Below are 297 nucleotides of genomic sequence, written 5' to 3' on the forward strand. Positions count from 1 at the left end.
GGCTTTTCAGAACGGTTGCGGCAATCGCTTCGTAATGCGACAGCTGCAAGACATCGGGATGCGGGTAGATGTCCTGAATCATACGCAAAAGACGGGCTTTTTGGGCGTCGTCCAACACGCCGGACGCGGCAAAAGACGCGTTGCCCAGCATGGAACTGGTGGTGATCCCGGCCATCGTTGTTGTCATCAGAAACATCCGCCGGCTCATACCGGCTTGGGTCTCTTTTTCCGGCCGCAGCCGGTGGAATTGAATGGTCATGTTGTCCTCCCTTTTTGTTGCGGCAGCTTTCCACCACA

1 protein-coding gene is annotated in these 297 nt (G+C 55.9%); it reads right to left on the bottom strand.

All coding sequences use genetic code 11. From position 1 onward, the window contains the following. Positions 1-259 (bottom strand): hypothetical protein (locus ACN0X0_RS23155; RefSeq protein WP_417281153.1); only part of this gene is annotated, 259 nt, incomplete at its 3' end. Positions 260-297: the final 38 nt, after the last annotated feature.

Source organism: Celeribacter sp. (genome assembly GCF_048270365.1).
Taxonomy (GTDB): domain Bacteria; phylum Pseudomonadota; class Alphaproteobacteria; order Rhodobacterales; family Rhodobacteraceae; genus Celeribacter.